The 9,546-nt window shown below is 74.3% G+C and carries 5 protein-coding genes; all 5 read left to right on the top strand.

Annotated elements, in window-relative coordinates; genetic code table 11:
* Positions 1-2,292: glycogen debranching protein GlgX (gene glgX, locus NMK44_RS05370; RefSeq protein WP_374215234.1), on the top strand; the 2,292-nt coding region annotated here is incomplete at its 5' end.
* A gap of 34 nt (positions 2,293-2,326) precedes the next feature.
* Positions 2,327-4,165, top strand: coding sequence for an ABC transporter ATP-binding protein (locus NMK44_RS05365; RefSeq protein WP_254738699.1), 1,839 nt, complete (start codon positions 2,327-2,329; stop codon positions 4,163-4,165).
* On the top strand, positions 4,162-6,039 hold the full coding sequence (locus NMK44_RS05360; RefSeq protein ID WP_254738697.1) for an ABC transporter ATP-binding protein: 1,878 nt from the start codon (positions 4,162-4,164) through the stop codon (positions 6,037-6,039). The genes NMK44_RS05365 and NMK44_RS05360 overlap by 4 nt, the downstream gene beginning before the upstream one ends.
* On the top strand, positions 6,036-7,781 hold the full coding sequence (locus NMK44_RS05355) for an ABC transporter transmembrane domain-containing protein (RefSeq protein WP_254738695.1): 1,746 nt from the start codon (positions 6,036-6,038) through the stop codon (positions 7,779-7,781). The genes NMK44_RS05360 and NMK44_RS05355 overlap by 4 nt, the downstream gene beginning before the upstream one ends.
* Complete coding sequence (locus NMK44_RS05350; protein WP_254738693.1) at positions 7,778-9,538, top strand: ABC transporter ATP-binding protein; 1,761 nt, start codon at positions 7,778-7,780, stop codon at positions 9,536-9,538. The genes NMK44_RS05355 and NMK44_RS05350 overlap by 4 nt, the downstream gene beginning before the upstream one ends.
* Positions 9,539-9,546: the final 8 nt, after the last annotated feature.

Here is a 9,546-nt window from a genome sequence, read left to right as displayed (position 1 = left end):
TACAGCGGTCCCCCCGGCCGCCGCGCGGCGGCCGGCGCGGCACCCGGCCCCGTCGCGGGGCTCCCCGCCGCGCTGCCCGCGCCGCGCGCCGTCCCGGCCGCGGGTCCGCGGCCCTGGCCCGGTGGTCCGGAGCCGCTGGGGGCCCGGGTGTGCCGGGGACCGGACGGGGTGGCGGGCACCAACTTCGCGCTGTGGGCGGGCGGTGCGGAGGCCGTCGAGCTGTGCCTGTTCGACGACGGCACCGAGAGCCGCTGCCCGCTCACCGAGCAGGCCCACGGCACCTGGCACGGTTTCGTCCCCGGGGTGCTCCCCGGCCACCGCTACGGCTACCGCGTGCACGGCCGCTGGGACCCGTGGACCGGGGCCCGCTGGAACCCGGCGAAACTGCTGCTGGATCCCTACGCACGCGCCGTGGACGGCGAGTTCGCGCTGCCGCCGGAGGTCTACGGCCATGTGCGGGACTGGCCGCAGCAGCATGTGGCGGACACCGTGCGCGACGACCGCGACTCCGCCCCGTACGTCCCCAAGGGGGTGGTGGTGGGAAGCCCGGCCGAAGGGGCGGACGGGGGCCCGGACGGGACGGACCGCCGCCCCGGCACCCCGTGGGACGAGTCGGTGATCTACGAACTCCATGTGCGCGGCTTCACCATGCGCCACCCCGGGGTGCCGCCCGAACTGCGCGGCACCTACGCGGGACTGGCCCACCCCGCCGCCGTCGAGCACCTCACCCGGCTCGGGGTGACCGCGGTGGAGCTGCTGCCGGTGCACCAGTTCGCCCATGAGGACCATCTGCTGCGCCGGGGGCTGCGCAACCACTGGGGCTACAACACCATCGGCTACTTCGCCCCGCACGCCGCTTACGCCGCCACCGGCACCCGCGGCCAGCAGGTGGCCGAGTTCCGGGCGATGGTGCGCGCCCTGCACCGGGCCGGGATCGAGGTGATCCTGGACGTGGTCTACAACCACACCGCCGAGGCCGGTGAACTGGGCCCCACCCTCTCGCTGCGCGGTGTCGACAACCGCGGCTACTACCGGCTCCAGCCGGACCCGCGCCGCTACGCCGACGTCACCGGCTGCGGCAACACCCTGCACGCCCTGCGGCCGCAGGTGGTGCGGCTGATCATGGATTCGCTGCGCTACTGGGTGACCGAGATGGGGGTGGACGGCTTCCGCTTCGACCTGGCCAGCGCGCTGGCCCGGACCGACAGCGACGTCGACATGCTCGCCCCGTTCCTGTCCGCCGTCGGCCAGGACCCGGTGCTGCGCCGGGTGAAGCTGATCGCGGAACCGTGGGACGTGGGGCCGGGGGGGTACCGGGTGGGCGCGTTCCCGCCGCTGTGGGCCGAGTGGAACGACCACTACCGGGACGCGGTCCGCGACTTCTGGCGCGGTGCGCTGCCCGATGTCCGCGACCTCGGCTACCGGCTGTCCGGCTCCAGCGACCTCTACGGCTGGGGCGGCCGCCGTCCGTACGCCTCGGTCAACTTCATCACCGCCCATGACGGCTTCACCCTGCGCGACCTGGTCTCCTACGAACGCAAGCACAACGAGGCCAACGGTGAGGGCAACCGCGACGGCACCGATGACAACCGCTCCTGGAACTGCGGTACCGAGGGCGGGACCGATGACGCCGGGGTGCTCGCGCTGCGCCGCCGCCAGCTCCGCAACCTGCTGTCCACCCTGCTGCTGTCCACCGGGGTGCCGATGCTGGTGGCGGGCGATGAGCTCGGCCGCACCCAGGGCGGCAACAACAACGCGTACTGCCAGGACAACGAGACCGGGTGGCTGGACTGGTCGCTGCTGGAGGACCCCGGCTGGGCGGCGCTGACCGAGCTGACCGCACGGCTGGTGGACTTGCGCCGGGCCCATCCGGTGCTGCGCCGCCCCGTGTTCTTCACCGGCCGGGCCCGGCCCTCCGACGGGGTGCGCGACCTGGCCTGGTTCACCCCGCGCGGCACCGAGATGACCGAGGCCGACTGGTACGCGCCGACCACCGCGCTGGGGGTCTGTCTCTCCGGCCGTGATCTGCCCCAGCGCGATCCGCGCGGCGGGCCGGTCGGCGACGACAGCTTCCTGGTGCTGCTGCACGCGGGAGCGGAACCGCTGTCCTTCACCCTGCCCGGTCCGCCGTGGGCGTCCGCGTACGAACTGCTCGTCGACACCGCGCGCGAGGACCAGGGCGCACCCCCGCTCACCCGGCATCCGGCGGGCGCGCCGCTGGAGCTCCCGGAGCGTTCGGTACTGCTGCTGCGCGCCCTTCCGCCCTCGGACCTACGCCGGAAAACCGAGTGAGAGCTGACAGTGGTGAACCGTAATCTCACTCCTGATGGCCACCACCAGTGAAAGACCCCGGGACCAGGAGAGCGGTGCCGCCCCGCGGCGCCGCTCCGCCACGCGTTCGCTGCTGCGGCTGTGGCCGTATGTGCGGCCGGTGCGGGCCCGGCTGTTCACGGCGGTCCCGGTGGCGATCGTGGCGTCCTGTCTGGGTCTGGCGATCCCGCTGGTCCTCAAGTGGATGGTGGACGGGCCGGTGGCGGACCGGGATCCGGGCGGGGTGTGGCTGGGCGGCGCCGTGCTGCTGGCGCTCGGGGTGGCCGAGGCGGGGCTGTTCGGGGTGCGGCGCTGGCTGGTGGCCCGTCCCCTGGCCTCCGTCGAGGCGGAGATGCGCGCCGGTCTCTACCGCCATCTGCAACGGCTGCCGCTCTCCTTCCACGACCGCTGGGCCTCCGGTCAGCTCCTGTCGCGCGCCACCACCGATCTGATGCTGCTGCGGATGTTCCTGGCCTTCCCGCTCACCTTCCTGGTGGTCAACGGGGTCACCGTACTGGCCGGGTTCGCGCTGCTGCTGTCGCAGGAGTGGACGCTGGGTCTGGTGCTGGTGGTCCCGGCGGTGCCGCTGGTGATCCTCTGCTCGTACTTCGAGAAGCGCTACTCGACCGTGGCCCGGGCCGTCCAGGACCAGACCGGCGATCTGACCACGGTGGTCGAGGAGGGCGTGCTCGGCGTCCGGATCGTCAAGGGATTCGGCCGCCACCGCAGCCAGGCCCGTGCCTTCCGCGCCCTGTCGCTGGGCGTCCGCTCGACCGAGCTGCGCAAGGCCGGGCTGCTGGCCGCCATCTGGGCGCTGATCATGACGCTGCCGGAGCTGGCGATCGGCGCGGCGCTGATGCTGGGCACGGTCCAGGTGGCCGACGGCGAGCTGTCGGCGGGCACCCTGGTCGCCTTCCTGTCCACGGCGCTCACCCTGCGCTGGCCGGTGGAGTCGCTCGGTTTCCTGCTCGCGATGAGCCAGGACGCGGCGACCGCGACCGACCGCTACTTCGAGGTGATGGACGAGGTCCCGGCCGCGGCCGGTGACCGGCCCGCCCCCGCCGGCGCGCCCGTGGTCCCCCGGCAGCGGGACCAGTCCCGCGGCGGACTGCGCTTCGAGGGCGTGGAGTTCCGGTTCGCCGACGCGCCCGCGGACGCACCGCCGGTGCTGCGCGGGGTGGATCTGCACATCCGCCCCGGCGAGACCATGGCGCTGGTGGGCGCCACCGGCTCCGGCAAGACCACGCTGACCGCGCTGGTCCCCCGGCTCCAGGAGCCCACCCGCGGCCGGATCACCCTCGACGGACGGGACATCACCGCACTCCCCCGCGAGGAGCTGCGCGCGCTGGTCGCCGTCGCCTTCGAGGAACCCACCCTGTTCTCCGCCACCGCCGGGGAGAACGTACTGATGGGCGCGGACGGCGCGGACCGGGCCGATCTGCTGCGCGCCCTGGAGGTGGCGCAGGCCGGCTTTGTGCACGCGCTGCCGGAGGGCGACCGGACCCAGGTCGGCGAGCAGGGGCTGAGCCTGTCCGGCGGGCAGCGGCAGCGGCTCGCGCTGGCCCGCGCGGTCGTCGGCCGCCCGCGCTTCCTGGTGCTGGACGATCCGCTGTCCGCGCTGGACGTCCACACCGAGGCGCTGGTGGAGGCCGCGCTGCGGCAGGTGCTCGCCACCACGACGGCGCTGGTCGTCGCGCACCGCCCGTCCACCGTGCTGCTCGCCGACCGGGTGGCGCTGCTCTCCGGGGGCCGGATCACGGCCGTCGGCACCCATCAACAACTGCTGCGTGACAGCGCCGAGTATCGGCAGCTGATGTCCGGGGACGAGAGTGCGGAGGGGGAGGAGCGCCGATGACCACGACCGCGACGGGCCCGCCGGCGGCCGAGGACGAGGAGGGCGGCGGACGCACCGCGGCCGGGGACGGGGACCGCGCCGGGGGTGATCCGTTCGATCACGATGTACTGCCCGCCCCCAAGGGCGCCTCGTTCGCGCTGCTGCGCTCGCTGCTCTCCCCGTACCGGCCCCGGGTCTGGCTGACCACCCTTCTGCTGCTGCTCCAGCAGGCCGCCGTCCAGGCCGGTCCGCTCCTCGTGGCGTACGCCATCGACCGCGCGGTGCCCGCCTTCCGGGACGGCGACCGGGGGCCGCTGATCGCGGTCGGCGCGGGCTATCTGGGCTGCGCGCTGGCCTCCGGCGCCCTCCAGTACGCGTTCATCCGCTCCTCGGCCCGGATCAGCCAGGACGTGCTGCTGGAGCTGCGCGGCCGGATCTTCCGCCACGCCCAGGCGCTCAGCGTGGACTTCCATGAGCGCTACACCTCCGGGCGGCTGATCTCGCGCGCCACCACCGATGTGGAGAGCCTGCGCGAACTGCTCAACGAGGGTCTTGAGGAGCTGCTCGGCGTCGCGATGGCGGCCGTCTACATCTCGGCCACGCTGCTGTACCTGGACTGGGGTCTGGGCGGTGCGGCGGTGCTCTCCTTCTGGCCGCTGTACCTGCTGATCCGGTCCTTCCAGCGCCGTTCGATGCGGGTGTACCGCAAGCGGTCGACGGCCATCGCCGCGGTCATCGTGGCGTTCACCGAGACCATGAACGGCATCCGCCCGGTCCAGGCGTTCCGCCGTGAGCGGGCCAATGACGCCCGCTTCCGGGAGCTCAACGACCGCCATGAGCAGTCCAACGGGGACGCGATCCTGGAGATGGCGCGCTATGTGGTCGGCTCCCGGCTGGTGGCCAACACGGCCGTCGCCGCGATCGTGCTGTGGGGCGCCTACCGGGTCGCCTCCGGCGGGCTCGCGCTCGGTGTGCTGGCCGCCGCGGCGCTGTACCTGCGCAGGCTCTACGACCCGATCGACCGGCTCGGGATGTTCCTCAACTCCTACCAGTCGGCGGCCGCTTCGCTGGAGAAGATCGCGGGGCTGCTGGCCCAGCGCCCCTCCGTCCCCGAGCCCGCCGAGCCCCTCCCGCTGCCGCCGCGCCCGGTGGAGGCCCCCGGCCGGGAGGTCGTCTTCGAGGAGGTGCGCTTCGCCTACCGCACCGGCGGTGAGGTGCTGCCGCGCTTCCGGCTGACCCTGCCCGCCGGACAGACCGTGGCGGTGGTGGGCGCCACCGGCGCGGGCAAGTCCACCCTGGCCAAACTGCTCGCCCGGTTCTACGACCCCACCGAGGGGCGGGTGCTGCTGGACGGGGTGGATCTGCGCGCGCTGGCCACCCCCGATCTGCGGCGCGGGGTGGTGATGGTGACGCAGGAGGCGTTCCTGTTCTCCGGCACGGTCGCGGACAACATCGCCATCGGCCGCCCGGACGCCACCCGTGAGGAGGTCGAGCGGGCGGCCAGGGCGATCGGCGCCCATGACTTCATCGCCGCCCTGCCGGACGGCTACGACACCGATGTCCGCAAGCGGGGCGGCCGGATCTCGGCGGGCCAGCGCCAGCTGGTGGCCTTCGCCCGCGCGCTGCTCGCGGATCCGTCAGTGCTCATCCTCGACGAGGCCACCTCCTCCCTCGACATCCCGGGCGAACGAGCGGTGCAGCGCGCCATGGACACGGTGCTGCGCGGCCGGACCGCCGTGGTGATCGCGCACCGGCTGTCCACCGTCGAGATCGCCGACCGGGTGCTGGTGATGGACGGCGGCCGGATCGTGGAGGACGGCACCCCGGGCGAACTGGTCTCCGGCGAGGGCCGGTTCGCCGCGCTGCACCAGGCGTGGCGGGACAGTCTCGTATGACCCCGGTGGACGCGTACGGCGAGCCGGGCACCCCCGACCGCCGGAGCCCCGGACGGTATCTGTGGTGGCTGCTGGCCCGGCAGCCGGGCCGGGCCGCCGCGGGCGCGGTGCTGGGCACGGTGTGGATGGTGCTGCTGGCGCTCAGCCCGTACGTGCTCGCGCGCGCCATCGACGACGGGCTGGTGCCCGCGGACACGACGGCGCTGATCGGCTGGGTCGCGGTGCTGCTGGCGGTGGGGACGCTGACCGCGTGGGTGAGCACGATGCGGCACCGCACCATGACCCGGCTGCGGATGGACGCCAATCTGCGCACCGTCAAGGTGGTGGTGGACCAGACGACCCGGCTGGGTGCCGCGCTGTCCCGGCAGACCGCCACCGGCGAGGTCGCCACCATCGGCATCAGCGACGTCCAGCAGATCAGCCAGTCGCTGACCGTGGTCGGCCCCGGAGTGGGCGCGGCGGTGGGGTTCGGGGTGGTGGCCGTCCTGCTGCTGGCGGTCTCCCCGCTGCTCTCGGTGGTGGTGCTGCTGGGGGTGCCGCTGCTGGCGGTCGTGGTCGGCCCGCTCCTGGGGCGGCTCCAGGGCGCCGAGGGCGCCTACCGCGAGCAGCAGGGGGAACTGACCGCCCGGATCGCCGACCTCGCGGGCGGTCTGCGGGTGCTGGGCGGTCTCGGCGGCAAGGAGCTGTTCGCCGACGCCTTCCGGCTCCGGTCACGGGAGTTGCGGGACCGGGGATACCGGGTCGGCGCGGTCACCAGTTGGCTCCAGGCCCTCGGGGTGGGCGGCCCCTCGCTGTTCCTCGCGGTCGTCACCTGGCTCGCGGCGCGGATGGCCGCGCAGGGCGAACTCACGGTGGGCGAACTGGTCTCGGTCTACGGCTACGTGGCCATGCTCGTCCTGCCGGTGTCCTTCCTGCTGGAGTGCGGTTACCAGATCAGCCGTGGTCTGGTGGCCGCCCGGCGGGTGGTGGACTTCGTGTCCCTGGAGCCGGATGCCACCGGCGCGGGCGCGGTGGACGCCCCCGCGGAGCCGTCCGTCCTGCGCGATCCGGCGTCCGGGGTCGAGGTGCGGCCGGGGGCGCTGACGGCGCTGGTGTCCGCCCGGCCCGCGGAGTCGGCCGCGGTGCTGGACCGGCTGGGCGGGTTCACCGCGTCGGAGGCCACCTGGGGCGCGGTGCGGCTGGACGAGGTGGCGGTCGATCAGGTGCGGGCCCGGATCCTGCTCGCGGACCACGAGGCCGATCTCTTCGCCGGCCCCTTGCGCGAGGTGGTCGGCGGACGTGAGGACCGCGACGAGGCGGAGATCCGGCGGGCGCTGCACACGGCCGTGGCGCAGGACATCGCCGACGCGCTGCCGGACGGGCCGGACTCGCTCCTGGAGGCGCAGGGCCGCAATCTCTCCGGCGGTCAGCGTCAGCGCGTCCGGCTGGTGCGGGCCCTGCTGGCCGATCCCGAGGTGCTGTTGTTGCCTGAGCCCACCTCCGCGCTGGACGCGCACACCGAGGCGGCGGTCGCGGAACGGCTGCGCACCGCGCGGTCCGGCCGGACGACGGTGGTCGCCGGCACCTCACCCCTGCTGCTGGCACGGGCCGACACGGTGTACTACCTGGTCGACGGGAAGGTGGCGGCCGTCGGTGCGGGCCACCAGGCGCTGTTGGCGGACGAGCCCGGCTACCGCCGTCTGGTGTCCCGGGGCGGCGAGGAGGACAGCGTGGACACCCCGCGCGAGGAGGACGTCCGATGACGGTGCCGAGGGCCCTGCCCATCGCCGGTCAGGCCCGGGTGCGCCGGGCCGCGGGCCGGCTGATCGCCGCGGACCGGGGCGCGTTCACCGTGGTCCTGGTGCTCAACGGGCTGGCGGCGGTGGCCGCCCTGGCCGGTCCCTGGCTGCTCGGGAAGATCATCGACCGGGTCCGGGAGGGCGCCGGGACGGCCGCGGTGGACCGGCTGGCCGCTGCCATCGTGGTGTGCGCGGTCGTCCAGCTCCTGCTGGCGCGCTGGGCCCGGTACACCGCGCACCGTTTCGGGGAGCGCACGCTGGCCCGGGTGCGCGAGGGGTTCGTGGACCGGTCGCTGGCGCTGCCCGCCTCGGTGGTGGAGCGCGCGGGCACCGGCGATCTGACCGCCCGTGGCACCGCGGACGTGACCGCGGTCGGCACCACACTGCGGGACGTGGGGCCGGAGATGCTGATCGCCGCGGTGCAGGTGCTGTTCGTCTTCGGGGCGGTGTTCGTCCTCGATCCGCTGCTCGGCGGCTGCGGGGCGGTGGGGCTGGCGGGCATCTGGTGCGCCGTGCGCTGGTATCTGCGGCGGGCCGGGACCGCGTATCTGGCGGAGGGCGCGGCCAATTCGGCGCTCGCCGAGATCCTCACCGCCACCGCCGCCGGGGCCCGTACGGTGGACGCCTTCCGGCTGGAGCGGACGCGGATCCGGGCGAGCCGGGAGGCGATCGCCGACTGCCGCCGCACCCGGCTGCGGACGCTGTCACTGCGCAGCCGGTTCTTCCCGGCGGTGGAGATCTCCCATCTGGTCCCGGTGGCGGGGGTGCTGCTGATCGGCAGCGTGCTGCACCGCCACGGCATGGTGAGCGTGGGCGCCGTGGTGGCCGCCGCGCTCTATCTGCGGCAGCTCACCGAACCGCTGGACATCGTGCTGATGGGAGTGGAGCAACTCCAGAGCAGCGGTGCCTCGTTCGCCCGGGTCGAGGGTGTGGGCCAGGCCCCGTCGGCGGCGCCGGAGACCGCGGTGGTCCCGGACGGCGACCGGATCGAGGTGTCCGGGGTGCGGTACGCCTATGACGGCGGGGGCGATGTGCTGCATGACGTCGGGCTGACCGTGCGGCCCGGTGAGCGGCTGGCCCTGGTCGGCCCGTCCGGCGCGGGCAAAACCACCCTGGGGCGGCTGCTGGCGGGGGTCGACGCGCCGCGCACCGGCACGGTGACGGTCGGCGGTGTCCCGGTCTCCCGGCTCGGCCCGGAGCAACTGCGGCGGCAGATCGTGCTGGTCACCCAGGAGCACCATGTGTTCCTGGGGACGCTCCGGGACAATCTGCTGATCGCCGCGCCCTCGGCCGGTGATGCCGAACTGCGCGCCGCGCTCGACGCCGTCGGCGCCGACTGGTACGACGAGCTGCCGGACGGCCTGGACACCGAACTGGGCCCCTCGGCTCATCCGACCGACGGGGCCCGGGCCCAGCAACTCGCCCTGGCCCGGGTGATCCTGGCGGATCCGCACACCCTGGTCCTCGACGAGGCCACCGCCCTGCTGGACCCCGGCACCGCCCGCCGTGCCGAACGGGCGCTGGCCGCGGTCCTGGAGGGCCGCACGGTGATCGCCATCGCCCACCGGCTGCACACCGCGCACGACGCGGACCGGGTGGCGGTGATGGAGGACGGCCGGCTCGTCGAACTGGGCACCCATGACGCGCTGGTGGCCCGTGGCGGCGCCTACGCCGCCCTCTGGCACTCCTGGCACGGTGACGCCCCGGCGCGGCCGGACTGACCCGGGCG

The sequence above is a fragment of the Streptomyces cucumeris genome, assembly GCF_024295805.1.
Classification (GTDB): domain Bacteria; phylum Actinomycetota; class Actinomycetes; order Streptomycetales; family Streptomycetaceae; genus Streptomyces; species Streptomyces cucumeris.
This window is presented reverse-complemented; position numbering and strand designations above follow the sequence as displayed.

Coding starts and splice junctions, on each gene's coding strand:
- NMK44_RS05365 (WP_254738699.1), top strand. CDS start 2,327: ATGGCCACCACCAGTGAAAGACCCCGGGACCAGGAGAGCGGTGCCGCC.
- NMK44_RS05355 (WP_254738695.1), top strand. CDS start 6,036: ATGACCCCGGTGGACGCGTACGGCGAGCCGGGCACCCCCGACCGCCGG.
- NMK44_RS05360 (WP_254738697.1), top strand. CDS start 4,162: ATGACCACGACCGCGACGGGCCCGCCGGCGGCCGAGGACGAGGAGGGC.
- NMK44_RS05350 (WP_254738693.1), top strand. CDS start 7,778: ATGACGGTGCCGAGGGCCCTGCCCATCGCCGGTCAGGCCCGGGTGCGC.